Origin of the sequence: Azospirillum picis, from assembly GCF_017876115.1 — a bacterium.
GTDB classification, from domain to species: domain Bacteria; phylum Pseudomonadota; class Alphaproteobacteria; order Azospirillales; family Azospirillaceae; genus Azospirillum; species Azospirillum picis.
Genome location: NZ_JAGINO010000006.1, coordinates 113,999 through 139,530 on the forward strand (window position 1 = coordinate 113,999; position 25,532 = coordinate 139,530).

The window sequence follows — 25,532 nt, forward strand, 5'->3', positions numbered from 1 at the left end:
TGATATCACTCCCGACGGAGCCGCCCGTCAATCCGACCGGACGGAGATGCGACATTTTGGCAGGGGATGGGATCAGCCGCCGATCTTGGCCAGCCACTCGTCCTCGGTCAGAATCTCCACCCCCAACTCCTTGGCCTTGGCGGCCTTGCTGCCGGCATCGGCCCCGGCGACCAGATAGTCGGTCTTGCCGGACACCGAGCCCGCAACCTTCGCCCCGAGCGATTCCGCCCGCGCCTTGGCTTCCGACCGGGTCATCCGCTCCAGGGTCCCGGTGAAGACCACGGTCTTGCCGGCGACCGGGGAGTTGCCGGCCTTCGGTGCTTCCGCCGGCAGGACGGTCAGCCGCTCCATCAGGTCCTGCACGACGGCAAGGTTGCGTTCCTCGGCGAAGAAGCCGGCAAGCTCCTCGGCCGCCACCTCGCCGACGTCGGGAGTGGCGACCAGGTCGAACCACGGCTGGCCGGGAGCTTGGCCGACCGCGCGCTCCATCGCCGCCCGCCAGCCGGCCAATGTGCCGTAGCGCTCGCCCAGCGCCTGGGCCGCCGGCTTCTTGACCCCCTTGATTCCGAGCGAGGCGATCACCGTCTCCAGCCGCAGGGTCTCGTTTCCAGCATAGAAATCGAGCTTTCCTGCACTCTCGGGATCGACGAACCAGGAGAGGATGGCGTCGGCGGTCGCCTTGCCCACCCCCTTCAGCTCATGCAGGTCGCGCCATTCCTGGCCGGGCATCGCGCGCCCGGCGGCGATCATCGCCTCGACCCATGCCTCCATCGTCCGGTACTGGCGGGCGAGCGACTTGGCGGTCACCTCGCCGACATGGCGGATGCCGAGCGCGAAGATCACCCGGTGCAGGTCGATGCCGTTGCGGCGCTGGTTGATCGCCTTGAACAGGTTCTCGACCGACTTCTCCTTCCAGCCCGGCCGGCCCACCAGCTCGACCCGCCCCTCCAGGGTGAAGATGTCGACCGGGGACCTGATGAAGCCCTCGTCCCAGAATTCCTCGATGATCTTCTCGCCCAGCCCCTCGATGTCGAAGGCGTCGCGGGATACGAAATGGCGCAGCCGCTCCTTGGCCTGGGCGGCGCAGATCAGGCCGCCGGTGCAGCGGCGCACCACCTCGCCTGCCTCGCGGATGGCGAGGCTGCCGCAGACTGGGCAGGTCTCCGGCGGAACGTAGGGGGCCGAGTCGGCCGGGCGCTGCGACAGCACCACCTCGACGACCTGCGGGATGACGTCGCCGGCGCGCTGCACCACCACGAGGTCGCCGACCCGGATGTCCTTGCGGGCGATCTCGTCCTCGTTGTGAAGGGTGGCACGGCTGACCACCACGCCGCCGACCGTGATGTCCTCCAGCTCCGCCACCGGCGTCAGCGCCCCGGTGCGGCCGACCTGGATGGTGATCGCCTTCAGCCTGGTCTGCGCCTGTTCGGCCGGGAACTTGTGGGCGATGGCCCAGCGCGGCGCCCGGCTGACGAAGCCGAGGCGCTGCTGCAAATCCAGGCTGTCGACCTTGTAGACGACGCCGTCGATGTCGAAGGGCAGCGATGCCCGCCGCCGGCCGATGCCCTCGTAGAAGGCGATCAGCTTGTCCTTGCTGTCGCACAGCTCGGCCGGACGGTTCAGATGGAAGCCCCAGCCCTTCAGCCGCTCGCGGATGCCCCATTGGCTGTCGGCGATCGGCTCGGACAGCTCGCCCAGCGCATAGCCGAAGAAGCAGAGCGGCCGACCGGCGGTGATGGCCGGATCGAGCTGGCGCAGCGAGCCGGCGGCGGCGTTGCGCGGGTTGGCGAAGAGCTGCTCACCCTTCTCCGCCCGCGCGGCGTTCATCGCCAGGAAGTCGTCGCGGTTCATGTAGACCTCGCCGCGGACCTCCAGCACCTCGGGGAACGGCGCGGACAGCCGCTGCGGCACGTCGCGGATGGTGCGGACGTTGGCGGTGACGTTCTCGCCCTCGGCCCCGTCGCCGCGGGTGGCGGCCATCACCAGCTCTCCGCGCTCGTAGCGCAGGGAGCAGGACAGGCCGTCGATCTTGGGCTCGGCGACGAAAGTCAGCGGCCGGTCGTCGGAGATGCCGAGGAAGCGACGGACGCGGGCGTCAAACTCCGCCACGTCCTCGGCGGAGAAGGCATTGCCGAGCGACAGCATCGGGACCGCGTGCCGGACCTTGCCGAAGCCGGCGGCCGGGGCCGCACCGACGCGCAGGGACGGTGAATCCGCGCGGCGAAGGTCGGGGTAGCGGGCCTCGATGGCGGCGTTGCGGCGGACCAGGGCGTCATACTCGGCATCCGAGATCTCCGGCTGGTCCTGCTGGTGGTAGAGGCGGTCGTGGTGCGCGATCTCCGCGGCCAGCGCCGCCAGTTCCGCCTCCGCCTGTTCCGGCGTCAGCGCCCCGACGTCGAGTGTGCGGGGATCGGGCGGCGTGTCGAACAGGTCCTGCATGGCGCGTCTCGCAGCGAATCTTGGGGGCGAATCTTGGGGGCGAAGCCTTGGGGAGAATTCCGGGCTTCCGGAGAAGGGCCGCGCAGGATAGCGCCTGGAACGGCGGAGCGGGAGTCTTCCGGCCCCCGCGACGGCCGTCCCGGCTCCCTATATACTGATGGTGACATCCACCAGAGCATTTTCCCTGATGAGCAAGACCGCCGCACCGGGCCTGCACATCGACGACCGCATGGTCGTCGCCGCTGCGCTCGACCGCATCCTCTACGACGATCACGACCGCTTCGCGGCGGAGGATGCGCGCATGGTGCGACGCATGATCCCGCACAGCCGCTCCTCTTGGCTGCGGCTGGGGTTCCGCGCCGAGACGCAGGGACCGTCGATGAAGGGCGAGGCCGCCGGCGTCGGCGATGTCCGGATGGAGGGCGACAAGAAGGTGATGGAAGGCAGCGTCGGCGAGTCGGCGACCTGGCGCTGCGGCCAGTACAAGATCACCAACCACGGCACCGACCTGGAGATCTGGCAGGTGATGAGCGACGAGTACGCGCCGGAACCGAAGGGGGCGCGTCTCGAATTCGATGTCCAGGGCGAGCCGGAGCGGCTGACCTTCTTCCAGCCGCGGGACATCGAGCTGCGGATTCCCTTCACCAGCCTGGCGATCGGCGTGCGGCTGGGCGGCTGGCAGCCCTGGAAGCTGGTGGCAAGCTAGCCCCCCACCCAGCCTCCCCCGCTGGGCGGGGGAGGCTGGGTGGGGGAGGATTAAGGCGGGGGCATTCGTCAGCCGACGCCTATCCCCCGATCTCTCCTTAGCCCTGGCGGTAGTTCGGCGACTCGTTGGTGATGGTGATGTCGTGGACGTGGCTTTCGCGCAGGCCGGCGTTGGTGATGCGCACGAACTGGCACTTCTCGCGCATCTCGGCGATCGAGGCGCTGCCGGTGTAGCCCATGGCGGCACGCAGGCCGCCGACCAACTGGTGGATGACCGCCGACACCGGGCCCTTGTAGGGGACGCGGCCCTCGACGCCTTCCGGGACCAGCTTCATGGTCGAGACTTCCTGTTGGAAGTAACGGTCCGCCGAGCCGCGCGCCATGGCGCCGACCGACCCCATGCCGCGGTAGCTCTTGTAGGAGCGGCCCTGGAACAGGATGACCTCGCCCGGGCTCTCGTCGGTGCCGGCGAACAGGCTGCCCAGCATGGCGACGCTGGCGCCGCCGGCGATCGCCTTGGCGAGATCGCCGGAATACTTGATGCCGCCGTCGGCGATCACCGGAATGCCGTGCTTCTCGCACTCGTCCACCACGTCCATCACCGCGGTCAACTGCGGCACGCCGACGCCGGCGATGATGCGGGTGGTGCAGATGGAGCCGGGGCCGATGCCGACCTTGACGGCGTCGGCACCGGCGTCGATCAGCGCCTTGGCGGCTTCCGCGGTGGCGACGTTGCCGGCGATGACCTGGGTGTAGGCGGACATGGCGCGGGCGGCGCGGACCTGCTCAAGCACCTTGGCGGAATGGCCGTGGGCGGTGTCGACCACCAGCACGTCGACGCCGGCGTCGAACAGCGCCTCCGCCCGGGCAAGGCCGTCATTGCCGGTGCCGGTGGCCGCGGCGACGCGCAGGCGGCCCTTGCCGTCCTTGCAGGCGTTGGGATAGGCCTGGGCCTTCTCGATGTCCTTGACGGTGACGAGGCCGATGCAGCGGTAATCCTCGTCGACGACCAGCAGCTTCTCGATCCGGTGCTGGTGGAGCAGGCGCTTGCCCTCCTCCTGGCTGACGCCCTCGCGGACCGTCACCAGATCCTTGGTCATCAGTTCGCTGACCGGCTGGCGCGGGTCGCTGGCGAAACGGACGTCGCGGTTGGTCAGCATGCCGACCAGCTTGCCGCTGCCGAGCTGGTCGCGGCTCTCCACCACCGGAATGCCGGAGATGCGGTAATCGGCCATCAGTTGCAGCGCGTCGGCCAGCGTCGCGTCGGGCGTGATGGTGATCGGGTTGACGACCATGCCCGATTCGAAGCGCTTGACCTTGCGGACCTCTTCGGCCTGCTGCTCGATGGTCAGGTTGCGGTGGACAACGCCGATGCCGCCGGCCTGGGCCATGGCGATGGCGAGCCGGCTCTCGGTCACCGTGTCCATCGCCGAGGACATCAGCGGGATGCCCAGCTCGATGGTCTTCGTCAGTCTTGTCCGGGTGTCCACGTCGTTCGGCAGGACCGAGCTTTCGGCCGGAACCAGCAGCACGTCGTCGAAGGTCAGGGCTTCGCGGATTTTCGTGTCGCGCGCCATCTGTGAATCTCCCGGAAGATAAACGTGGCGCACTTATACACAAGACCATGGGCTTGTGAACCCGTGCGCACACAGCATCTGTTATGCAAGTGCGAAAAGAGAGGCGGTCTAGTCGCTCACGTTGCCGCCGCGGAAGCCGGTGGCGACCACATAGGTTTCCGACGATTCGGCGCGGCTGGCCGGCGGCTTGGCATGCTTGACCTGGGCGAAGTCGCGTCGCAGCCGGTCGAGCAGCGACCGTTCCGCGCCGCCCTGGAACAGCTTGGCGACGAAGCTGCCGCCCGGCGCCAGCACCTCCTCCGCGAAGTCGTAGGCCGCCTCGGCCAGCCCCATGATGCGCAAGTGGTCGGTCTGCTGGTGGCCGGTGGTGGGGGCGGCCATGTCGCTCAGCACGACGTCGGCCGGGCCGCCCAGCGCCTCCTTCAGCTTCTCCGCGGCGCCGTCCTCCAGGAAGTCGGCCTGCATGGTGGTGGCGCCGGGCACCGGGTCCATCGGCAGGATGTCCAGCCCGACCACCTTCCAGCCATCCTTGGCGACCTGCACCCGCTCGACGGCGATCTGGGTCCAGCCGCCGGGCGCGGCGCCCAAATCGACCACCCGCTTGCCGGGGCCGAGCAGGCGGAACTTCTCGTCGAGCTGCATCAGCTTGAAGGCGGCGCGCGAGCGGTAGCCGCGCTTGGTGGCCTCGGCGACATAGGGGTCGTTGAGATGACGCTCCAGCCAGCGCTTGGAGGATTCCGTGCGCTTGCCGGCGGTCTTCACGCGGACCGTGGCACGGCGCCCGCCGGGGCGCGACGACGGAGTCTTGTCGGTCATGATCGCTGCAGTTCCTCAGTCATCCGGCCGGCGGGAAGCGGATCCCGCCGCCGGTCAATCGCCGGTGGTCCCCATCAGGTCCACCAGAATTCCTTCGCGCAGGCCGCGGTCGGCGATGCGGAGCCGCTCGACCGGCCAGACGTCGCACAGCGCGTCGAGCACGGCGCAGCCGGCGACCACCAGGTCGGCGCGGTCCTGGCCGATGCAGGGATGACGGGCGCGGCCGTCGAAATCCTGCGCGACCAGATGGTCGATCACGGCGCGGGCATGGTCGACGCGCAGGTAGCTGCCGTCCACCGCCCGCCGGTCGTAGCGGCAGAGCCCGAGATGGACGCCCGCCAGCGTCGTCACCGTGCCCGAGGTGCCGAGCATCTGCACCTTGCCGGCGGCCACCCGCCCCTGGATGCGGTTGCGCGCCTCGAAGGGTGCGATGGCGTCGGCGACCGCCTCGACCATGCGGTCGTAATTGGCGCGGGTGACGTTGGGACCGCCATACTGCTCGGTCAGCCCGATCACGCCGCAACGGATCGAGGTCTGGTCGAGCAGGCGCGGCGGCCGTCCCTTCTCCAGCGCCAGCCACATCAGCTCGGTCGAGCCGCCGCCGATGTCGAAGACCAGCGCATAGGGATGGGTCGGTTCGAGCAGGGCGGCGCAGCCGGCCAGCGCCAGCCGGCCCTCCTCCTGGCTCGATATGATTTCCAGCGTGATCCCGGTCTCGCGCTCGACCGCCTCGACGAAGGCGACACCGTTGGCGGCCCGGCGGCAGGCCTCGGTCCCGACCGCGCGCACCGCGGTGACGCCGCGCCGCTCGATCTTGGAACCGCAGACGCGCAGCGCCGCGATGGTGCGCTCCATCGCCGCGACAGAGAGCGCGTCGCTGCGGCTCAGCCCCTCGCCGAGGCGGACGATGCGGGAAAAGGCGTCGATGACGCGGAAACCGCCGGGGGCGGCCTTGGCGATCAGCAGCCGGCAATTGTTCGTGCCGAGATCGAGGGCGGCGAAGACCGGGCGCGCCAGCGCCGACGAACGCAACCGTCCGGTCTCGTTCTGCCGATCGCTTTGCACCTGTAGATCCACGAACCTTCCCCGCTGCGCCTAAAGAGCGGAGTGTAACCCGGATCGCCGTCCGGCGGGAACCCCTCTCGACCCGGATTCCATGCGCGGCGATTCGCAGGTCACCTGTGCACCCGCCACTTGGCTGGCCGGCCGGGCACTGGCCCGGCCGCCGGCCCGTCCGTAGGCCCGTCTGCCGGGAAGCCGGTCACTGCGCCTTGACGAAGGGGCAGGTGCTGGCCTCCAGCGGCAGGAAGGCCTCGGCCGCCGGAATGCTGCGCACCGGCTTGTAGTAGTCCCAGGGGGCCTTGCTCTCCGCCGGAGCCTTCACCTGGTACAGCTCAAGGTCGTAGAGCACGCGGCCGTCCTTGCGGATGCTGCCGGGGGTGCCGAAATAGTCCGTCGGCATCGCCTTCATGGCGGCGGTCACCGCCTCGGCATCGGTGGTGCCGGCCGCCTTGACGCCCTTCAGCCAGTGCAGGGTGGCGAGATAGGTGTTGGCCTGCTCCTTGGTCGGCATCTTGCCGTGGCGGTCGAAGAAGCGCTTGGCCCATTCCCGCGTCCGGTCGTCCTTGTCCCAGTAGAAGCCGCTGGTCACATACAGCCCCTTGGCGAGTTCGAGGCCGAGCGAGTGGATGTCGGTGATGAAGACGATGTAGCCGACCAGCCGCTGGCCGGCTTCGGTCAGGCCGAACTCGCCGGCCTGCTTGATGGTGCCGATGGTCTCGGCGCCGACGTTGGCGAGCGCCACCACCTTGGCGCCGCTGCCCTGGGCGCTGAGCAGGTAGGAGCCGAAGTCGCTGGTGCCCATCGGGTGGCGGACGCTGCCGACCACGGTGCCGCCGGCCTGGCGGATCGCATCGGTCGCGGCCTTCTCCATCGCCGAGCCGAAGGCGAAGTCGGCGGTGATGAAGTACCAGCTCGTGCCGCCGGCCTGCACCACGGCCTTGGTGGTGCCCACCGCCAGCGACGCGGTGTCGTCCGCCCAGTGGATGGTGTAGGGCGAGCACTGGGCGTTGGTCAGCTCGGTCGTCGTCGCGGCGCTGATCATCAGCACCTTCTTCTTCTCGCGCGCCACCGCCTGCACGGCGAGCGCCACGGAGGACACCGGGACGTCCGTGACCATGTCCACGCCGTCGACGTCGAACCAGCCCCGCACGATGTTGGAGGCGACGTCCGGCTTGTTCTGCATGTCGGCAGACAGCACCTCCACCGGCCGGCCGAGCACGGAGCCCCCGAAATCCTCGACCGCCATCCGGGCGGCGAGCACCGCCCCCTTGCCGCCGATGTCGGAGGCGAACCCGGCGTCGTCGACGAGCGCGCCGATGCGCACCGGCTTGCCGGTCTGCGGCATGCCAGATTGCGGCTGGGCGGTCTGCGCCCCGGCGGTCAGCGTCGTCGTGGCGAGCAGCGCCGCCGCCAGTGCGATCGGCTTCAGGAACTGGCCCATGCAATCCTTCCCGTCTTCGTTCTTGGATGGCCGCCGGCTGCACCCGGCCACCGCGGCACGGCGCTGCGGCCATTCCCGTGGATAACGGGATTTGATTTCTTACGCAAACAGTATCGTTTGAAACATATTGGCCGGGCCACCTGCCCGCTCCGTGCAAAACAAAAACCCTCGCTTCAAAGGAAGCGAGGGTTTTCGCATCGGGCATCAACGGCCCGAATGATGTCGCCAATCAGGCGAATGTATTCCGAATTGTGTGGACCGAACAGATCGGCATGATCACGTAAGCGTCGGTGGAGCCATGATCTTACTCACCCTCCCTGGCATCGGTGATTACTGTCTTGCCCAAGCCTGTGTGCTTGGACGAAGCGGCCTTTCTGAGCTCTCTCACTTCACCTCGGTGTTGATTACTGTGAGACGAAGCGTGCGCCTCCCTGGGCGCCCTGTCAAGGAAATCACACGCTGCGCTGCGGCATCCATCAGGGTAGGTCCGCCGGCGCTCCTCTTGCGGGGGATGGGCTGGCCTTTCGCCCCGGCCGCACCCACCTGTTAGGCATGCCGGAACACGACGAGAACACATGGGGCGGACGGGTCGCGCGCTACGCGCGGGTCGGCACCGCCGTGGGCGGGCTGGCCGCGCGGTTGGCGGGCGAGCGCGTCCTGGGAATCCGCCTCGAACGCGACCGCCACGCCGCCGAACTGCGCGCCGCCCTCGGCGGGCTGAAGGGGCCGCTGATGAAGGTGGCGCAGATCCTGTCGACCATCCCCGACGCCCTGCCCAAGGAATATACCCAGGAGCTGTCGCAGCTTCAGGCCGACGCGCCGTCGATGGGCTGGCCCTTCGTCAAGCGGCGGATGGCCAGCGAGCTGGGGCCGAACTGGCAGTCGCGGTTCCAGAGCTTCGAGCACGCCGCCGCCGCCGCCGCTTCGCTGGGACAGGTCCACCGGGCGGTGGGACCGGACGGACGGCTGCTCGCCTGCAAGCTGCAATACCCGGACATGGCCTCGGCGGTGGAGGCCGACCTGCGCCAGCTCGGGCTGATCTTCGCGATCTTCGAGCGGGCGGACAGCGCCATCTCCACCCGCCAGATCCAGAAGGAGATCGGCGCCCGCCTGCGCGAGGAGCTGGACTACGAGCGCGAGGCCAAGCACGCCCGGCTGTACCGCGCCATGCTCGACGGCACGCCCGGCGTCCATGTGCCGGACGTGGTGCCGGAGCTGTCGACCAAGCGGCTGCTGACCATGGGCTGGGTCGAAGGCCGCAAGATCCTGGACTTCGTCGCCGAGCATCCGGAGGCCCGCGACGAGTTGGCGATGAACATGTTCCGCGCCTGGTACGTGCCCTTCTACAATTACGGCGTCATCCACGGCGACCCGCATCTGGGCAATTACACGGTCCGGCCCGACCGCTCGATCAACCTGCTGGATTTCGGCTGCATCCGGGTCTTCAAGCCCAGCTTCGTCAAGGGCGTGATCGACCTCTACAACGCGCTGCGCACCGACAATCGGGAGCAGGCGGTGGAGGCCTACCGCACCTGGGGCTTCGTCAACCCGTCGAACGACCTCGTCGACGTGCTGAACATCTGGGCGCGCTTCGTCTATGCGCCGATCATGGAGGACCGCCAGCGCCGGATCGAGGAGACCAACGGCGGTCATTACGGCCGCGAGACGGCCGGCAAGGTCCATGCCGAGCTGCGGCGTGTCGGCGGCGTCGAAATCCCGCGCGAGTTCGTTTTCATGGACCGCGCCGCCGTCGGGCTGGGGTCGGTCTTCCTGCACCTGAAGGCGGAACTGAACTGGTACCAGATGTTCCAGGGCCTGATCCGCGACTTCGACGTCGAGGCGCTGGCGGCGCGGCAGGGCGCGGCGCTGGCGGCGCAGGGCTTGCCGCCGGCGGAGTGAGCACCCGCCGCGGCAGCCCCCCACTCCCGCGGAACGCGGGGGAGGGTCAGGGAGGGGGCATAAGTCTGCGCCGCCCAACCCCTTCCCTTCCGCCCGCAGTTCGGTCTATAGCTTGCGCCTCCCATGAAGACCGCCGATTTCGACTTCGACCTGCCGCCGGACCGGATCGCCGAGCATCCCGTCCGGCCGCGTGACGCCGCCCGCCTGCTCGAGGTGGACGCGCAACTGCGCGACCTGATCGTCCGCGATCTGCCCGCGCTGCTGCAGCCGGGCGACCTGATGGTCGTCAACGACACCCGCGTCATTCCCGCGAGGCTCGACGGCCGGCGCGGCGAAGTGGCCGTCGAGATCACGCTGCACAAGCGGCTCGGCGAGCGCGAATGGGCGACCTTCTCCAAGCCCGGCAAGCGGCTGAAGCCCGGCGACATCATCCTCATCGCCACCGATCCGGCGGAGGGCGATTTCAGCGCCGAGGTGATCGCCAAGGACGGCATGGAGGTGCGGCTGCGCTTCTCCGCTGGCGGTGCCGCGCTGATGGAGGCGCTCCACCGCCACGGCCGCATGCCGCTGCCGCCCTACATCCGCCGCAAGGCGGATGCGGGCGACGACGCCGACTACCAGACGGTCTTCGCCGCGCGCGAGGGGGCGGTCGCCGCCCCCACCGCCGGCCTGCACTTCACGCCCGAGCTGCTGGCGGCTCTGGATGCGCGGGGCGTGCGGCGCGTTCCGGTGACGCTGCATGTCGGCGCCGGCACCTTCCTGCCGGTCAAGGTGGACGACATCGCCGACCACAAGATGCACAGCGAGTGGGGCGAGATCTCCCCCGAGGCCGCCGCGGCGGTGAACGAGACGCGCGCGGCCGGCGGCCGCATCGTCTCGGTCGGCACGACCGCGCTGCGCATCCTGGAAACCGCCGGGCGCGAGGACGGGACCCTGGCCCCGTTCAGCGGCGACACCGACATCTTCATCACCCCCGGCTACCGCTTCCGCATCGTCGACCTGCTGTGGACCAATTTCCACCTGCCGAAATCGACCTTGTTCATGCTGGTCTGCGCCTTCGCCGGCGTCGAGCGCATGCGGGCGGCCTATGCCCACGCCATCGACGGCAACTACCGCTTCTTCAGCTACGGCGACGCCTCGCTGCTCCACAGGACGGACCCATCATGACCGGCATCGGCTTTGACCTTCTGGCGACCGACGGGCGGGCGCGGCGCGGCCGCGTCACCACCGCCCACGGCACCATCGAGACGCCGGCCTTCATGCCGGTCGGCACCGCGGCGACGGTGAAGGCGATGACCACCGACGCTGTGGCCTCCACCGGGGCGGAAATCCTGCTCGGCAACACCTACCACCTGATGCTGCGCCCGACGGCGGAGCGTGTGGCGCAATTGGGCGGGCTGCACCGCTTCATGAACTGGAACAAGCCGATCCTGACCGACAGCGGCGGCTTCCAGGTGATGAGCCTGTCCGACCTGCGCACCATGTCGGAGGAGGGCGTCACCTTCAAATCGCACCTGGACGGCAGCCGCCACCACCTGACGCCGGAGCGCTCGATCCAGATCCAGCACATGCTGGACAGCAACATCACCATGTGCCTGGACGAGTGCACCCCCTTCCCGGCGACCGAGGCCCAGGCCGAATCCTCCATGCGCCTGTCGATGCGCTGGGCGCGGCGCAGCAAGGATGCCTTCGTCGAACGGCCGGGCTACGGCCTGTTCGGCATCGTCCAGGGCAGCGTCTACCCGGACCAGCGGGCGGAGAGCGTCGCCGCCCTGACCGACATCGGCTTCGACGGCTACGCCATCGGCGGGCTGGCGGTCGGCGAGGGGCAGGAGACGATGTTCCGGGTGCTGGACTTCACCGAGCCGCTGATGGTCAAGGACCGGCCGCGCTATTTGATGGGCGTCGGCCGGCCGAGCGACCTGATCGGTGCGGTGCGGCGCGGGGTGGACATGTTCGACTGCGTGATGCCGACCCGGTCGGGCCGGACGGGGCAGGCCTTCGTCCGCAGCGGCACCATCAACATCCGCAACGCCCGCCATGCCCATGACGAGCGCCCGCTCGATGCGGACTGCGGCTGCCCCGCTTGCCGCAGCTACAGCCGGGGCTATCTGCATCATCTGTTCAAGGCGGACGAGATGCTGGGGCCGATGCTGCTGACCTGGCACAACCTGCATTACTACCAGGACGTGATGCGGACGATGCGGCAGGCCATCGAGGACGGCACGTTCGAGGAGGTCGCCGGCGCCATGGAAGCCCGCCTGAACGAGGGCGACGTCGAGGCGACCGCCGACCCCATCGCCAAGCCCGGCAAGCCGCCGAAGCAGGGCCGCCCGCCGAAAGCGGGCAAGGAGAGCGATCCGCCGAAGGCGGACACTGACACCAATCCGCCCAAGACGGGCAAGGAAAGCGATCCGCAGGCAGCCGAGCGGGTGGCGGAGGACAAGACCGATGACTGAGACCATCTATTCCGGCCTGACCCAGCTCGGCGGCGCCACCGTCCAGCCGAAGACCCCGGAGGAGGCGGTGCTGGAGCGGGTGCCGAATCCGAATCCCGGTACTCCTTACTGCGTGCGCTTCACCGCGCCCGAATTCACCTCGCTCTGCCCAATCACCGGCCAGCCCGATTTCGCCCATCTGGTCATCGACTATGTGCCGGGCGACTGGCTGGTGGAATCGAAGTCGCTGAAGCTGTTCCTGACCAGCTTCCGCAACCACGGCGCCTTCCATGAGGCCTGCACCGTCGGCATCGGCAAGCGGCTGGTCGACGAGCTGTCGCCGGTCTGGCTGCGCATCGGCGGCTACTGGTACCCGCGCGGCGGCATCCCGATCGACGTCTTCTTCCAGACCGGCGAGCCGCCGAAGGGCGTCTGGATCCCGTCGCAGGACGTGCCGACCTACCGTGGCCGCGGCTAAACCGTCACCGCTGTCCTCCGCCGATCCCGTAAGGCTGCGGGACGGCATCCGCGACCGCGCGCTGGCCGCCGGCTTCGACGCGGTGGGCTTCGCTCCCGCCGCGCTGGGCCCCGAAGCCCGCGAGCGGCTCGCCCGCTTCCTCGCCGATGGGCGCCATGGCGACATGGGCTGGATGGCCGAGCGCAGCGACCAGCGCAGCCACCCGCAATCCCTGTGGGACGAGGCGCGCACGGTCATCGCGCTGGGCACCAGCTACGCCCCCGCCGACGACCCGCGCCGGCTGCTGGAGCATCCCGACCGCGGCATCGTCTCGGTCTATGCCCGCAACCGCGACTATCACGACCTGATCAAGGGCCGGCTGAAGACGCTGGCCCAATGGCTCGCCCACCAGACCAAGGCGGGGGTGAAGGTGTTCGTCGACACCGCCCCGGTGATGGAGAAGCCGCTGGCGGCGCAGGCCGGGCTGGGCTGGCAGGGCAAGCACACCAACCTGGTGTCGCGCGAGCACGGCTCCTGGCTGTTCCTGGGCGAGATCTACACGACGCTGGAACTGCCGCCCGACCCGCCGGCGCGTGACCGCTGCGGCTCCTGCGACCGCTGCCAGGCCGCCTGCCCCACCGCCGCCTTTCCGGCGCCCTACCAGCTCGACGCCCGGCGCTGCATCAGCTACCTGACCATCGAGCACAAGGGACCGATCCCCGACGAGCTCAAGCCGCTGATGGGGAACCGCATCTACGGCTGCGACGACTGCCTGGCCGCCTGCCCCTGGAACAAGTTCGCCCGGGCGACGGCCGAGCCGGCCTTCCTGCCGCGGGCGGAGCTGACGGCGCCGCGGTTGGCCGACCTCGCCCAACTGGACGATGCCGGCTTCCGGCAGGTCTTCAGCGGCTCCCCCATCAAGCGCATCGGCCGCGACCGCTTCGTGCGCAACGTCCTGGTCGCCATCGGCAACAGCGGCGACCCCGCGCTGCGCCCGGTGGCGGAAGCGCTGCGCCTGGACGCGGCCGAGGTGGTCCGCGAGGCGGCGGGGTGGGCGGCAGGGCGGCTCGCCCGGAGCGGCGACAAGGAGGCCTGAGGGAAGGATTCCGCCGAGCGGAGCCCCAGCCGGTGCGCCTTGTGGCCGCGGACGCCGTTGCGCTATGGTCTTCCCCGGATGCGCGCATGACGGACACGGTCCGGTTTCCGGGTGCATTCCCCGTCCGAGGCGCCTTGACGTGGACGGGCCGCCGTCCCTTGGAATTCAGGCCTGTGCGGCGGCTGCACCGCCCGGCGCCGCCCGGCGCCGATCGCATGGAGGGCCTTCGTCTCGCGTCCCGATCCGTTCCCCGATTACGGCCCCGCCCATCCCGACGATCTCGACGCCGTCGCCCGCCTGTCGCGACTCGGCTTCGGGTTGCCGCGCGAGGTGTTCGACCGCTATGCGGCGCTTTTCGGCACCGACACCATCCGCCGGCTCCGCCTGCCCGGCAGCAGCGCCGGCATCGCCGCCTGCGCCGCGCACTGGACGATGGACCAGTGGTTCGGCGGCCGTCCGGTTCCGGTCCAGGCGATCGCCATGGTCGCCGTCGACCCGGCTCTGCGCGGCAGCGGCCATGGCAGCATGATGATGCGGTCCTTGTTGATGGAGGCGCGGCAGTCAGGCGCCGCGCTGTCCGTCCTCTGGCCCGCCACCCTGCCCTTCTACAACCGCCTGGGCTATGGCCGCGGCGGCGTTCTCTGCCAGTGGAGCGCCCCGCCCGCCGCCCTCGACCTGCCGGCGGAACGGTCCACGGCCGCCATGTTCCGGATGGCGGACCCGCTCGACGCCGTGCCGCTGGCCGCCCTTCGCCGCCCCGTTCTGGCCGAGGGCAATGGCCTGCCGGAGCGGACGGAGGCGCTGTGGACGCTCGCCCTGTGCCCCGAGGGCGAACCCGCCGAGCTCTATCGCAACGACTCCGGCTACATCGCCGTGCTGCCGCCGCGGGACCAGCGCCTGACGGTTGCCGACGCCTGCCTGCCGTCGGGCTCTTCGTTGCGCGCGGGAATGCGCCTGCTTGCCGGCTTCCGTGCCCAGGTGGACCGGGTGGCGTGGTGCGGCGGCCCCGATGACCCCATCGCACTGCTGGCCGGCGACGGCATCACGCTGGACAAGCGCGAGGAGTGGCTGGCCCGTCCGCTCGACGTGACGCGGGCATTGGAGGCCCGCGGCTATCCGGCCGGCGTGGAGACCTCCGCCGAATTCCGGCTGGTGGATCCCCTGATCCCGGAGAACAGCGGCCATTATCGTCTCGAGGTTGCGCAGTCCGCCGGGAAGATCTTCAGGGACGCGCAGGGTTCCGGACCCGCGGCCGAGATCGGCATCGGCGCCTTCGCCAGTCTGTTCACCGGTCACGCAAGCGCCCGTACGCTTTGGCGAGCGGGTTTGCTTCGTGGCGACGAGACGATGATCTGCCGGTTGCAGGGACTCTTCTGCGGTGGTGCGGCCTGGATGCCCGATCGCTTCTGAAATGGACTGCGGCGTGACATGAATCAAACCGGATGTTAACCCCGGTGTGGTTCAATCACCCCCATGATCGCAAAGAATGCGCCGCTGAAAGCGTGACGCCATCGGGGAGTCCACCAACCATGACGATCGGAACGCGGATCGTGCTGGGTTTCGCCACCGTCCTGCTGCTGACGGTTGCCGTGGCGTTCGTCGGCTGGAACAGCCTGACCACCTATGCGGAGCGCGTCGACGTCGCCGCCCATACGGCGGAACTCGACGCCCGCCTGAAGTCCGTCCGTCTGGAGGAGGCCCGATTCGTCACCGAGCGCAATGCGAAGGCCGCCGCCAACGTGCCGGGCATGCTGGATGCCCTGCAGACCGAAACGCGCGAAACCGGAAGCGCGATCGCGGATGCCGAAGGGCTGCGGCTGCTGGACGAGATCCGGTCCGGCATCGACGGCTACCGCGCGGCCTTCGCCAATTTCGTCGCCCAGGACGGCGAGGCGCACACCCGCACCGCCAGCATGGAAGCCCGCGCCCGCGTGCTGCGCGAGATCGCGGAGAAGATCGGCCAGCAGCAGTCCGAGCGCCATGACCTCAACATGATCAGCCAGAAGGGCGCCGACGCCGAGCTGCGCCACAGCGTCGAGACGGCCGACCGTGCCAATCGGGTGATCGAGCGGGTGCTGGACATGCGCCGGCAGCAGAGCGAACTGCGCCGCAGCGGCGACCCTCAGCTCGCCGGGCAGATCGCAGCCGCGCTGGACGAACTGGTGGAGACCACCGCGACCGTCGCCAAGGACCTTGCCGGCACCAACGACGAGGCGCTGGCCGCCCAGATCGCCGACGATACCCGCATCTACCGTGACACCGTTCAGGCGCTGAAGGCCAGGGGCGTCGCCGCCATGACCGAGCCGGGCGTTGCAGCAGGGCTGGACATGACAGCCCGTGGCGTGCAGGAGCGCGCGCTGGAGCTGCAGCAGAACCAGGCGATGGTGACCGACGCCCTGAGCGAGGCGTCGAAGTTCGCCCAGAGCGAGGTGAACGAGGCGGTGATGCTGCGCGGCATGGCGATGCGGCTGGTCCAGGGGGCGCAGGCCGCGATGCTGGCCCAGCGCGATTTCCTGCTGACCGGCTCCCCCGACGCCCAGGCGAACGTCGCCGCCGCCGTGAAGGAAACCCTCGACATCGCCGGGAAGGCCGGCGCGATCCTGGTGGATCAGGACGGGCGCGCCCTGATCGCCGCCATCACCGACGCCGCCCACGCTTTCGGAACCGAATTCGCAGCGCTCTCAGCGGCCGTCGGCAAGCAGCACGACGCGTCCGCCGCCATGACGGCGGCGGCGACCTCGGTCAGCGATCAGGTCGGCCGGCTGGTCACGCTGCAGCGCCAGGATCGCGAGGCCGGGCGGTCGAGCGCCGGAATGGTCATCGCCGTCGGCGCCGCCGTCGCCCTGCTGCTCGGCGCCGTGATGGCCTGGATCATCGACCGCTCGATCACCCAGCCGCTCCACGCGATGACCGGCGCCATGGGACGGCTGGCCGAAGGCGACCTGTCGGTGGACGTTCCCGGCGGCACCCGCAAGGACGAGCTGCGCAACATGGCCGAGGCGATGACCATCTTCAAGGAGAACGCCCTGGAGATGCGGCGCATGGAACGCGAGCGCGAGGACATGCGCGTCCAGATCGACGCCGACCGGCGCCGGACCATGAACGAGTTCGCCAACGGCTTCGAGCAGGCGGTGTCGGGCGTGGTGCAACTGCTGACCGAATCCGCCGGCTCGCTGGGACAGGATGCGCAGGAGATGTCCTCGGACGCGGCCCTGACCACCGCCAAGTCCACCGCCGTCGCAACCGCCTCGCAGCAGGCGACCGCCAACGTCCAGACCGTCGCCGCGGCGGCGGAAGAGCTTTCGGCTTCCATCGCCGAGATTTCGCGCCAGCTCAACCTCAGTTCCGCCACGGCTTCCGGCGCCGCCGACAAGGCGGTGCAGACCAACAGCATCGTCGAAGGGCTGTCGCATGCCGCCGACCGGATCGGCCAGGTGGTCGGGCTGATCGGCGAGATCGCCGAGCAGACCAACCTGCTGGCGCTGAACGCCACCATCGAGGCGGCCCGCGCCGGGGAGGCCGGCAAGGGGTTCGCGGTCGTGGCGACCGAGGTCAAGAACCTGGCCGGCCAGACCGCCAAGGCGACGGAGGAGATCTCCGCCCAGGTCGCCGAGATGCAGACCGCCACCACCAGCGCGGTCGATGCCATCCGCACGATCTCCGAGGCGGTGACCAGCATCAGCGGCACCGTCACCGAGATCGCCCATGAGATGGAACAGCAGGGCGGCGCCACGCGCGAGATCGCCCAGAACGTCCAGCAGGCGGCCGAAGGCACCCAGATGGTGATGCGCAACATCACCGAAGTGACCACCGCCGCCACCAAGACGGGGGGAGCCGCGGATGCGGTGCTGGGCGCCAGCCGCACGCTCGCCGTTCAGGCCGATCGTCTGCGCAATGAGGTCCAGGGCTTCCTGAACAAGGTTCGCGCCGCCTGATGCGGAGGCCGCCCGAGGTCGCGAAGGCTCCGAACCCGTCCGTCCGCGGGCGGCGTTCGGAGCGGGACCCGGATGTCGGCTATGCCACGGCCGGCCACTGCCGGATCGGGGCACGGCTCAGCGCCGAGTTGCCATAGGCCCGCAGCGTCGTCACCTCGGCGCCGAGCCAGTCCGGAAGCGGCACCGCCTGGTCTGGGTGGTCGAGCTCAACCTCGGCGATGACCAGCCCGGCATTCTCGCCGTGAAAGACGTCGATCTCCCAGCACAACCCGTCCTGCCAATGCCGGTAGCGCGTCTTGTCGATCACCCGGCCGCCGCAGGCATGGCTCAGCAGGCGGCGGGCGAAATCGAGATCCAGCGGCTGTTCGACCTCGTCCCGGCAGGCGCCCCGCTTCAGGGACTTGACGGTGAGGGTGGCGCGACCATCCGCGATGCGGACCCGGATCGTGCTGTTTCCATCGGACGGCAGATATCCCTGCCGGATGCGGACCCCGGCCTGGCATAGGTGGCGGACGTCCTTGCTGACGAGGAAGCGGCGCTCGATTTCCAGTGCCATGGCTAGGCCCTCGGATCAACTTGCCCCAGGACCTTAGCGGAGGGGCACCAACGCTTCAACCCGCCTATCCTTGTGTGCGTTGCAACCATGCCCACTGCCGGACGGGCCATGTTGCGGCGATCGGTCGCAATTTCCGGTGTCGCGGGCTATCCTGGCAGGATGAACGCACCGCTCGCCGATGGCTCGCCCTGGCCGATCCCGTGGCTGATCCTGTTCGTGCTCTACGGGCTGCCGCTGCTTCACGTTGCACTGTCGCGCCAGGGCGGCGGCTGGCGCCCGCCGCCGGGATCCCGCTGCCCGTTCGGGCCGCGTGCCGGCTGGCTGGTTATGGTCCTGATGCTGGGGCCGGTCGGATGGCTGCTGTTCGCGGTCCGCCGGCCCCGCGTCGCGGGCGGCCCCCCTCGGCCGCCCGTCTCGCCAACGGGAACGCGCCCCGTCCCGCCTTCCGGCCTACCCTCCGGCCGGGACGGCGGAACGGACAGGGCCTAGATGCGGCCCATCAGCAGCAGGACGATCAGGACGATCAGCAGAACGCCGAGGATACCGCTGGGCCCATACCCCCAGCCACGGCTGTGCGGCCAAGCCGGAACGGCGCCGAGCAGCAACAGAATCAGGATGATGAGCAAAATCGTGCCGAGCATGTCCTTCTCCCTTCTGTCAGTCCCGCCGCATTGGACGGGTGCTGACCGGAACGAGAGTCGGGCGGCTTTGTTCCTGTGAGGCGCGAAGGCACCGCGGCCTTGCCACGATGGAGAGAAGCGGCAATTCCGGCACCCCTCCAATGGCTAAGCCAAAGGTAACGGGCTGCGGCACCAGCGTCCGGCCGGTATGCATGGCAGGGCGCGGCGTGGCCATATGCGATGCCCTTGGCGGCATGGTTGACGGGCCTGCCGGAAGGCCGTAGGGTGACGGTATGTACGCGCTTCGTCTCAACGGAATTCTGCGAATTAGTGGCCCGGTTCTCCTTTGAGAGCCGGGGATTTCTCTCGTCCACACCGCAGAACCGTTCGAAGGCTTGACCGCGTCATGTCCGTTTCCCTGAACACCGCCGTCCACGCTCCCGCCGCACAGCCGGATTGCCGGCCTGCCGCTCCCGGCCGCCGCGTGGTCTTTTCACTGCTGGCCGACGCCGATCCGGGCACCCTTCCCCGTGTGCTGGAACTGGTGGCCAAGCGCGGCCTCGTGCCGCTGGCGCTGGACAGCCGCCTGACCGATGGCGACAGCCTGACGATCACCATGGAGGTGGGGGATCTGGCGCAGGCGGAAACCGACCATATCGGCCGCTGCCTGGGCCAGATCCCGATGGTCGCACAGGTCGCCACGGCCGAGCTCCCGGCCGCCGGACTCGCAGCCGCCCTCCCGGCACTGGTCGCGGCCGAGTAGATCAGGACAACGGCGCAGGGCGCGGCGGAAGGCTCGCGACCCGGACCCCGAAGCGAAAGGCCCGCCCGGCGGGCGGGCCTTTCCGGAGGCCTGCTTTGCTCAGCCTGGCGTCCGCGTCCCGTCCCCTCTGTCAGGCACTGCCGGATCGGCCGGGCCACCCGCCGCCGCGGTTTCGGCAGGGCTCTCCTCGATGATCTCGGACGCATCCTCGGCCGGCGGCTCGTCGATCCCCGTCCGCATCAGCTCGGCCGCGCGTTGAAGCTTGCGGAACTGGGCGATGGAGAACGGCAGGCTGACCAGATAGACGATGCCGACCGCCGACAGGGTCCACCAGGGCTGGCTGACCATCAGCGCGGCCAGCAGGCCGACGCCGGCCAGCGCCGGCACCACCCAATGGGTGGGCACCCGCGCGCCCTTGAACGAGAAGGTCGGCAGCGTGCTGACCATCAGGACGCCGATCAGCAGGGTCCAGGGCACGATCACCGCCGGATGGCCGGTGAAGGCCGGCCCGATCTCGAACCCGAGGATCAGGGGCAGCATCACAAGCCCCGCCCCGGCCGGTGCCGGCACACCGGTGAAGTAGTTGTAGGCCCATGGCGGCAGGTCGACCACGCCGAGGCGGGAGTTGAACCGGGCAAGCCGGAGCGCACAGCAGACCGCATAGGCCATGGCGGCGATCCAGCCCAGGCTTCCCGCGCCGTTCAAGGCCCACAGGTACATCATGAAGGCCGGTGCAACGCCGAAGCTGATCGCATCCGACAGGCTGTCGAGCTCCGCACCGAACTTGCTCTGGCCGTTCAGCAGCCGGGCGATCCGGCCGTCCAGCGCATCCAGGATGGCGGCGATGACGATGGCGATGACCGCCGGCTCCCACCGGTCCTGCATGGCGAAGCGGATCGCCGTCAGGCCGGAGCAGAGCGCCAGCACCGTCAGCACGTTCGGCAGCAGATGGTTGATCGACAGACCGCTCAGGCGCGGGTGGGGACGGCGCGGGCGCCGCACCTTGCCCTGACGGAAGAGCGGCTGGCGGAAGACCGGCGGTCGCTTCATCGACGGACGTCCCCCTGCCGCTGCGGCTCGTGACCGTTCAGGTCGGCCAGGACGGTCTCGCCGCCGATGGCGCTCTGCCCGACGCAGACCAGCGGCGCGACGCCGTCCGGCAGGTAGATGTCGGTACGGCTGCCGAATCGGATCAGGCCGAAGCGCTCGCCCGCCCTGACCTGCTGGCCGGGCTTGACCCACCACAGGATGCGCCGCGCCACCAGCCCGGCGATCTGGACGTAGGCGATCTCCCGCCCGTCGGGCAGGCGATGGCGGAAGGCCATCCGCTCGTTCTCGTCGCTGGCCTTGTCCAGGGCGGCGTTGACGAAGGTGCCCTTGTGGTACTCGGCCGCCACGATCGTGCCGTCGGCCGGGACGCGGTTGACGTGGACGTTGAAGACGTTGAGGAAGACGCTGATCCGCGTCAGCGGCTTGTCGCCCATGCCCAACTCCTTGGGCGGAACCGCCGGCACGATCATGGTGACACGCCCGTCGGCCGGGCTGACCAGCAGACCGGCGCGGGTCGGGGTCACGCGGTCGGGATCGCGGAAGAAGTAGGCGCACCACAGGGTGAGCAGAAGCCCGATCCAGCCGAGCGGTGCCCAGACGGCGAGGCCGAGAATGAGGGAGACCACGGCGAAGCCGGCGATGAAGGGCCAGCCGGCACGGTGGATGGGGACGACGACGGTATCGATGGCGGACATCGCCTGCTTTCTTCGTTTTTTCTGACCAGAGCGAACAGCCATTCTAGACGCCCGTTCCTGGCCTTTACAGAATTTTAGCGGCCGACGGCCATGCTGGCTTCCCGTCGCCCCTGCAGCCGAGCATGCCGCCTTGACCGTTCCAGACCTGAAGACCATTCAATCGCTGGCCGAGGTTCCGGACGGCACCCTGCCGATCACCCCCGGCTCGATCGTGATGACGCCCGAAGGCGTGCTCGGCATCGCCAAGGCGCCAAGGCCGTGCAAGCTGACCTTCATGGCCGACGGCCTGCCCTTCAACGTCGCCGTCCGGCACGAGGGCGACGGGTCCGTCTGCCAGATCTGGGCCGACGTCGGCCACGTCCCCTACACCGCGCAGGCGCCGGAACGCCGGCGTGCCCTGCTGGCGGTGCTGCGCGGCATCGAGGGCCTGCCCCATGTCCGCTTCATCGTCCAGGGCGGCCAGAAGATCATCCTGTTCTCGGAGATCACGCTGGAACACCACGCCTCGCCCGAGGACCTGTTCCACCAGACCATGCTGGTGCTGCAGGAGGCACGGCCCTTCCTGCGGCTGCTGGGGGATTATCTGTAGGACGCGGCCGGCCTGTCGGCCCGCGGGAACGCCACTGGTCGATTCGCCCGGGCGCTCGGGGCTTGTGAACGCAATGGGAGCTTGAAGGCCGGCTTCGGCGACCGGCAGCGCCTCGCGTCACCGAAACGCAGATCACCGAAACTCGGACCACCGAAACTCGGATCACTGAAACGCAAATGGGCCGGAGGAGTCCCCCGGCCCATTTGCGCATCCGGCGGTGCCTTACTTCGGAACCTTGCCCTGCACGCCCTCGACGTACCAGTCCATCTTCAGGATCTGCTCGTCGGTGGCGGTCTTGCCCTCCGGGATCACCACCTTGCCGGACTGGTCCTTGACCGGACCCTGGAAGGAATGGCGCTTGCCGGTGACGATCTCGCCCTTGATCTGTTCGGCCAGCTTGACGACGTCCTCGGGAATGGCTGGGTTATAGGGGGCCAGTTCGACCATTCCGGTGCTCATGCCGCCCCAGGTGTCGATCGGCTTCCAGCTCCCGTCGAGCACCGCCTTGACGCGGTCGACATAGTAGCCGTTCCAGTCCTCGACGATGGCGGTCAGGTGAGACTTCGGGCCGAAGCGGGTCATGTCCGACGACTGGCCGACCGCCCACAACCCGCGCTCCTGCGCGGTCTGGATCGGCGCCGGGCTGTCGGTGTGCTGGACGATGATGTCGGCGCCCTGGTCGATCAGCGCCTTGGCCGCCTCGGCCTCCTTGCCGGGATCGTACCAGCTATTGACCCACACGACGCGGACCTCGGCCTTCGGGTTCTGCTCGCGCAGCGCCAGGGTGAAGGCGTTGATGCCGCCGACGACCTCGGGAATCGGGTAGGAACCGACATAGCCGATGATGTTCGACTTGGTCATCTTGCCGCAGATGGCGCCGACCACCGTGCGCGCCTCGTAGAAGCGGCCGGAGTAGGTGGCGACGTTCTCGGCGCGCTTGTAGCCGGTGGCATGCTCGAACTTCACGTCGGGATGGCGCTTGGCCACCTTCAGCGTCGGGTTCATGAAGCCGAACGAGGTCGTGAAGATCAGCTTGTGGCCGCTGGAGGCGAGCTGCTCGATCACGCGCTCCGCATCCGCGCCCTCGGGCACGTTCTCGACGAAGGTGGTGGTGACCTTGTCGCCCAGCGCCTTCTCGACCGCCAGGCGGCCCTGGTCGTGCTGGTAGCTGTAGCCGTGGTCGCTGATCGGACCGACATAGACGAAGCCGACCTTCAGCTTGTCGTCGGCCATCGCCAGCGGAATGCCCGAGCTGAGCGCGACCGCGGCGCCGGCCAGGCCCAGCATCGTCTTGCCCATCGTCCTTCTGTTCACGTCGAAACTCCTCGTTCTTCGGTATCTTGTGTTGTGGGCGTTTGTTTCGTTTTCAGAACGACGCGTCAAGCGTCGGGATGAAACAGTTTTCCCAGGCTGGCCGGGGCATTCAGACGGATACGGGCGACATCCCGCGAGATCAACACCAGCACAAGAACGGTAGCCAGATAAGGCAGCATCGACAAGAGCTGCGAGGGCACCTCGACGCCCATGCCCTGGACATGGAGCTGCAGGATGGTGACGCCGCCGAACAGCCAGGCGCCCAGCATGACGCGGGCCGGCTTCCAGGTGGCGAAGACCACCAGCGCCAGCGCGATCCAGCCGCGGCCCGAGGTCATGTTCTCCGCCCACATCGGCGTGTAGTCCATGGACAGGAAGGCCCCGCCGAGACCGGCCATGGCGCCGCCGAACAGCACCGCCAGGAAGCGGATGCGCAGCACCTTGTAGCCGAGCGCGTGCGCCGCCGTATGGTTCTCCCCTACCGCGCGCAGCACCAGCCCGGCGCGGCTGTGGTAGAGGAACAGGTGCACCAGCGGCACCGCGGCGATCGCGAGATAGACCAGGATGTCCTGGCCGAACAGCGCCTGCCCCACCACCGGCAGGTCGGTCAGGCCGGGAATGTTCAGCTTGGGCAGCCCTTCCAGGGGGATGCCGACGAACCCCTGTCCGATCAGCGCGGAAAGACCGACGCCGAACAGCGTCAGGGCAAGGCCGGTCGCCACCTGGTTGGCCAGCAGGAACAGGGTCAGAAGGGCGAACAGCGACGAGGTGGCGGCCCCGGCCAGCGCCGCCACCACCAGGCCGGTGGTGGCGCTGCCGGTCTGCACCGTCACGGCGAAGCCGCACACCGCGCCTACGAGCATCATGCCCTCGACCCCGAGATTGAGGACGCCCGACTTCTCGACCACCAGCTCGCCCAGCGCGGCGAACAGCAGCGGCGTTGCCGCCGCGAACATGGCGGCGAGGATCGAGCCGAGGATGGCGAGGTCGCTCATGCCACCGCCCTCCGCGCCCCGAAGCGAACCCGGTAGCGGATCAGCACGTCGCTCGCCAGCAGGAAGAACAGCAACATGCCCTGAAACACTCCGGTGATGGCCTTGGGCAGGTTCATGGCGATCTGCGCCGCCTCGCCGCCGATGAAGGACAGCGCCATCAGCAACCCGGCCAGCAGGATCCCGACCGGATGCAGGCGCCCGAGGAAGGCGACGATGATCGCGGTGTAGCCGTATCCCGGCGAGATGCTGGCGTTGATCTGCCCGATCGGGCCGGCCACCTCGCCCATCCCGGCCAAACCCGCCAGGGCACCCGACAGCAGCAGGGCGAACCAGATGATGCGCTTCTGGTCGAAGCCGGCATAGCCGGCGGCGGCCGGGGTCAGGCCGATGACCTTGATCTGGAAGCCGATGAAGGTCCGCGCCATCAGCACCCAGCCGCCGGCGACCGCCAGCAGGGCGAACAGCGCGCCGAGGTGGACGCGGGTGCCGCTCCACAGGATCGGCATCACCGCATCGGCCTCGAACAGCCGCGATTCGGGAAAGGCGAATCCGTCGGGGTCGCGGAACGGGCCGTGGACCAGGTAGTTCAGCAACAGCAGCGCCACATAGTTGAGCATCAGGCTGGTCAGGATCTCGCTGGCATTGAACCGCAGCCGGAGAAAGGCCGGGACCGCCGCCCAGGCGGCACCACCCGCGGCACCGCCGATCACCATCAGCGGCAGCAGCCACCAGCCGCCGTCGCCGTAGAAGGCCAGCGCCAGCCCGCCGCCGGTGATGGCGCCGATGGTGAGCTGGCCCTCGGCGCCGATGTTCCAGACATTGGCGCGGAAGCCGATGGCGAGGCCGACCGCGCACAGCACCAGCGGCGTCGCCTTGACGATCAACTCGCCGACCCCGCGCGTCGAGGTCAGCGGCGCGACGAAGAAGGCGTAAAGCGCCTTCAGCGGATCGAAGCCCAGCAGGAGAAACAGGATGAAGCCGCTGGCGAGCGTCAGCGCCACCGCCAGCAGCGGCGTCGCATAGACCATGGCCTTGGATGCCTGTCCGCGCGGTTCGAGACGAAGCAGGCTCATGACACCGCTCCG

22 protein-coding genes are annotated in these 25,532 nt (G+C 69.1%); 10 read left to right on the forward strand and 12 right to left on the reverse strand.

Annotation, left to right across the window (positions count from 1 at the left end; translation table 11 throughout):
• Positions 1–72: 72 nt before the first annotated feature.
• Positions 73–2,439: an NAD-dependent DNA ligase LigA gene (ligA, locus tag J2850_RS10865; protein WP_209981474.1), complete on the reverse strand. Its 2,367-nt coding sequence runs from the start codon at positions 2,437–2,439 to the stop codon at positions 73–75.
• Between the two features lie 187 nt (positions 2,440–2,626).
• Between ligA and J2850_RS10870 the strand changes: the two genes are divergently transcribed.
• Complete coding sequence (locus J2850_RS10870; protein WP_209981476.1) at positions 2,627–3,145, forward strand: hypothetical protein; 519 nt, start codon at positions 2,627–2,629, stop codon at positions 3,143–3,145.
• Positions 3,146–3,242: 97 nt separating this feature from the next.
• Here the strand turns inward: J2850_RS10870 and guaB are convergent, their stop codons facing one another.
• The 4 genes from guaB to J2850_RS10890 form a co-directional block, all read right to left on the reverse strand.
• Positions 3,243–4,721 (reverse strand): IMP dehydrogenase, encoded by a 1,479-nt coding sequence (guaB, locus tag J2850_RS10875; RefSeq protein ID WP_209981478.1) that lies wholly within the window; start codon positions 4,719–4,721, stop codon positions 3,243–3,245.
• Positions 4,722–4,829: 108 nt separating this feature from the next.
• Entirely contained in the window at positions 4,830–5,537 is a 708-nt protein-coding gene (locus J2850_RS10880; RefSeq protein ID WP_209981480.1) for an RlmE family RNA methyltransferase, read from the reverse strand.
• Positions 5,538–5,591: 54 nt separating this feature from the next.
• Positions 5,592–6,602 (reverse strand): Ppx/GppA phosphatase family protein, encoded by a 1,011-nt coding sequence (locus tag J2850_RS10885; RefSeq protein ID WP_307354387.1) that lies wholly within the window; start codon positions 6,600–6,602, stop codon positions 5,592–5,594.
• A 196-nt stretch (positions 6,603–6,798) separates the two neighbouring features.
• Positions 6,799–8,040, reverse strand: a complete 1,242-nt coding sequence (locus J2850_RS10890) for an ABC transporter substrate-binding protein (protein WP_209981484.1) — start codon at positions 8,038–8,040, stop codon at positions 6,799–6,801.
• 552 nt (positions 8,041–8,592) lie between these two features.
• Here J2850_RS10890 and J2850_RS10895 point away from each other — a divergent pair.
• The 7 genes from J2850_RS10895 (at position 8,593) to J2850_RS10925 (ending at position 17,865) form a co-directional block, all read left to right on the forward strand.
• Positions 8,593–9,939 (forward strand): ABC1 kinase family protein, encoded by a 1,347-nt coding sequence (locus J2850_RS10895; RefSeq protein ID WP_209981486.1) that lies wholly within the window; start codon positions 8,593–8,595, stop codon positions 9,937–9,939.
• Positions 9,940–10,062: 123 nt separating this feature from the next.
• Positions 10,063–11,106, forward strand: a complete 1,044-nt coding sequence (gene queA, locus J2850_RS10900; protein ID WP_209981488.1) for a tRNA preQ1(34) S-adenosylmethionine ribosyltransferase-isomerase QueA — start codon at positions 10,063–10,065, stop codon at positions 11,104–11,106.
• Positions 11,103–12,398: a tRNA guanosine(34) transglycosylase Tgt gene (tgt, locus tag J2850_RS10905; RefSeq protein WP_209981490.1), complete on the forward strand. Its 1,296-nt coding sequence runs from the start codon at positions 11,103–11,105 to the stop codon at positions 12,396–12,398. Before queA ends, tgt begins: the two co-directional genes overlap by 4 nt.
• Positions 12,391–12,855 (forward strand): preQ(1) synthase, encoded by a 465-nt coding sequence (gene queF / locus J2850_RS10910; RefSeq protein ID WP_209981491.1) that lies wholly within the window; start codon positions 12,391–12,393, stop codon positions 12,853–12,855. Before tgt ends, queF begins: the two co-directional genes overlap by 8 nt.
• Complete coding sequence (gene queG, locus J2850_RS10915; RefSeq protein WP_307354386.1) at positions 12,842–13,930, forward strand: tRNA epoxyqueuosine(34) reductase QueG; 1,089 nt, start codon at positions 12,842–12,844, stop codon at positions 13,928–13,930. The genes queF and queG overlap by 14 nt, the downstream gene beginning before the upstream one ends.
• 210 nt (positions 13,931–14,140) lie before the next feature.
• Positions 14,141–15,340, forward strand: a complete 1,200-nt coding sequence (locus tag J2850_RS10920) for a GNAT family N-acetyltransferase (protein ID WP_343206880.1) — start codon at positions 14,141–14,143, stop codon at positions 15,338–15,340.
• A gap of 119 nt (positions 15,341–15,459) precedes the next feature.
• On the forward strand, positions 15,460–17,865 hold the full coding sequence (locus J2850_RS10925) for a HAMP domain-containing methyl-accepting chemotaxis protein (protein ID WP_209981493.1): 2,406 nt from the start codon (positions 15,460–15,462) through the stop codon (positions 17,863–17,865).
• A gap of 79 nt (positions 17,866–17,944) precedes the next feature.
• Here the strand turns inward: J2850_RS10925 and J2850_RS10930 are convergent, their stop codons facing one another.
• Positions 17,945–18,421 carry a CYTH domain-containing protein gene (locus J2850_RS10930; RefSeq protein ID WP_209981495.1) on the reverse strand — a complete coding sequence of 159 codons (477 nt, stop codon included), beginning with the start codon at positions 18,419–18,421 and terminating at the stop codon, positions 17,945–17,947.
• Between the two features lie 485 nt (positions 18,422–18,906).
• Positions 18,907–19,062: a DUF3309 family protein gene (locus J2850_RS10935; RefSeq protein WP_082860756.1), complete on the reverse strand. Its 156-nt coding sequence runs from the start codon at positions 19,060–19,062 to the stop codon at positions 18,907–18,909.
• A 385-nt stretch (positions 19,063–19,447) separates the two neighbouring features.
• On the opposite strand from J2850_RS10935, the gene J2850_RS10940 reads away from it, so the two are divergent.
• Positions 19,448–19,804, forward strand: coding sequence for a hypothetical protein (locus J2850_RS10940; protein ID WP_209981497.1), 357 nt, complete (start codon positions 19,448–19,450; stop codon positions 19,802–19,804).
• Between the two features lie 99 nt (positions 19,805–19,903).
• Here J2850_RS10940 and pssA read toward each other — a convergent pair whose 3' ends face one another.
• Both pssA and J2850_RS10950 read right to left on the reverse strand, forming a co-directional pair.
• Positions 19,904–20,854 carry a CDP-diacylglycerol--serine O-phosphatidyltransferase gene (pssA, locus tag J2850_RS10945; RefSeq protein WP_209981499.1) on the reverse strand — a complete coding sequence of 317 codons (951 nt, stop codon included), beginning with the start codon at positions 20,852–20,854 and terminating at the stop codon, positions 19,904–19,906.
• Entirely contained in the window at positions 20,851–21,549 is a 699-nt protein-coding gene (locus J2850_RS10950; protein WP_246512981.1) for a phosphatidylserine decarboxylase, read from the reverse strand. Before J2850_RS10950 ends, pssA begins: the two co-directional genes overlap by 4 nt.
• A 130-nt stretch (positions 21,550–21,679) precedes the next feature.
• Between J2850_RS10950 and J2850_RS10955 the strand changes: the two genes are divergently transcribed.
• Positions 21,680–22,138, forward strand: coding sequence for a hypothetical protein (locus J2850_RS10955; RefSeq protein ID WP_209981503.1), 459 nt, complete (start codon positions 21,680–21,682; stop codon positions 22,136–22,138).
• 222 nt (positions 22,139–22,360) lie between these two features.
• Here J2850_RS10955 and J2850_RS10960 read toward each other — a convergent pair whose 3' ends face one another.
• The 3 genes from J2850_RS10960 to J2850_RS10970 all read right to left on the reverse strand — a co-directional run bounded on the left by J2850_RS10960 (position 22,361) and on the right by J2850_RS10970 (position 25,520).
• Complete coding sequence (locus J2850_RS10960; protein WP_209981771.1) at positions 22,361–23,437, reverse strand: BMP family ABC transporter substrate-binding protein; 1,077 nt, start codon at positions 23,435–23,437, stop codon at positions 22,361–22,363.
• An 80-nt stretch (positions 23,438–23,517) separates the two neighbouring features.
• Positions 23,518–24,447 (reverse strand): ABC transporter permease, encoded by a 930-nt coding sequence (locus J2850_RS10965; RefSeq protein WP_209981505.1) that lies wholly within the window; start codon positions 24,445–24,447, stop codon positions 23,518–23,520.
• Entirely contained in the window at positions 24,444–25,520 is a 1,077-nt protein-coding gene (locus J2850_RS10970) for an ABC transporter permease (protein ID WP_209981507.1), read from the reverse strand. Before J2850_RS10970 ends, J2850_RS10965 begins: the two co-directional genes overlap by 4 nt.
• Positions 25,521–25,532: the final 12 nt, after the last annotated feature.

Coding starts and splice junctions, on each gene's coding strand:
- J2850_RS10940 (WP_209981497.1), top strand. CDS start 19,448: ATGTCCGTTTCCCTGAACACCGCCGTCCACGCTCCCGCCGCACAGCCG.
- pssA (WP_209981499.1), bottom strand. CDS start 20,854: ATGAAGCGACCGCCGGTCTTCCGCCAGCCGCTCTTCCGTCAGGGCAAG.
- J2850_RS10935 (WP_082860756.1), bottom strand. CDS start 19,062: ATGCTCGGCACGATTTTGCTCATCATCCTGATTCTGTTGCTGCTCGGC.
- J2850_RS10890 (WP_209981484.1), bottom strand. CDS start 8,040: ATGGGCCAGTTCCTGAAGCCGATCGCACTGGCGGCGGCGCTGCTCGCC.
- J2850_RS10925 (WP_209981493.1), top strand. CDS start 15,460: ATGACGATCGGAACGCGGATCGTGCTGGGTTTCGCCACCGTCCTGCTG.
- tgt (WP_209981490.1), top strand. CDS start 11,103: ATGACCGGCATCGGCTTTGACCTTCTGGCGACCGACGGGCGGGCGCGG.
- J2850_RS10970 (WP_209981507.1), bottom strand. CDS start 25,520: ATGAGCCTGCTTCGTCTCGAACCGCGCGGACAGGCATCCAAGGCCATG.
- ligA (WP_209981474.1), bottom strand. CDS start 2,439: ATGCAGGACCTGTTCGACACGCCGCCCGATCCCCGCACACTCGACGTC.
- J2850_RS10960 (WP_209981771.1), bottom strand. CDS start 23,437: ATGGGCAAGACGATGCTGGGCCTGGCCGGCGCCGCGGTCGCGCTCAGC.
- J2850_RS10930 (WP_209981495.1), bottom strand. CDS start 18,421: ATGGCACTGGAAATCGAGCGCCGCTTCCTCGTCAGCAAGGACGTCCGC.
- J2850_RS10870 (WP_209981476.1), top strand. CDS start 2,627: ATGAGCAAGACCGCCGCACCGGGCCTGCACATCGACGACCGCATGGTC.
- J2850_RS10950 (WP_246512981.1), bottom strand. CDS start 21,549: ATGTCCGCCATCGATACCGTCGTCGTCCCCATCCACCGTGCCGGCTGG.
- guaB (WP_209981478.1), bottom strand. CDS start 4,721: ATGGCGCGCGACACGAAAATCCGCGAAGCCCTGACCTTCGACGACGTG.
- J2850_RS10895 (WP_209981486.1), top strand. CDS start 8,593: ATGCCGGAACACGACGAGAACACATGGGGCGGACGGGTCGCGCGCTAC.
- queF (WP_209981491.1), top strand. CDS start 12,391: ATGACTGAGACCATCTATTCCGGCCTGACCCAGCTCGGCGGCGCCACC.
- J2850_RS10965 (WP_209981505.1), bottom strand. CDS start 24,447: ATGAGCGACCTCGCCATCCTCGGCTCGATCCTCGCCGCCATGTTCGCG.
- queA (WP_209981488.1), top strand. CDS start 10,063: ATGAAGACCGCCGATTTCGACTTCGACCTGCCGCCGGACCGGATCGCC.
- J2850_RS10880 (WP_209981480.1), bottom strand. CDS start 5,537: ATGACCGACAAGACTCCGTCGTCGCGCCCCGGCGGGCGCCGTGCCACG.